Genomic DNA, 516 nt, shown 5'->3' on the forward strand with positions numbered 1-516 from the left:
GCCGATGCCCGAACGTCAACACACCCGGCCTAGCCACCCGCACCCCCAGCCCAACCAAGATCAGTTGCACTGAAGCCTAGAAACCGCCAGATCGAAATCGGCCGCCAACTTCATGATCGACCGGGTCGAGCACGTGGTGCCTCATGTCCCGTGGGGTGCACCGTCCCCCGCTCCGCGATCATGGAGTTGCGGTCCCGGAAATCGCTACCAAACGGACATTTTTCGGGGCGGAAGTGCAAGATCGGCGAGGGCGGGCTCGGGGGCGCGGGAGGGGCGTGTGTTCAGCCGGCCTGTTCGCGCCACCTCCCCGAAGTGGCGGGCGCGCGCACCAGATCGGGGAAGTTGCTGAATCCCATCCGCCCCGACCACACCACCTCCCCGAAGTGTGGCAGGACGCCGCCAGCGCCAGCCGGAAAACGGCCAGGTAGGGCCGGCTCGGGTTGGGCGAACATGCCAGTTCGCCGAAGTGGCGGGCACGTGCACCAGATCGGGGAAGTTGCTCCGTCACACCCGCCC

The organism is Micromonospora sp. TSRI0369 (genome assembly GCF_001905625.1).
Classification (GTDB): domain Bacteria; phylum Actinomycetota; class Actinomycetes; order Mycobacteriales; family Micromonosporaceae; genus Micromonospora; species Micromonospora echinospora_A.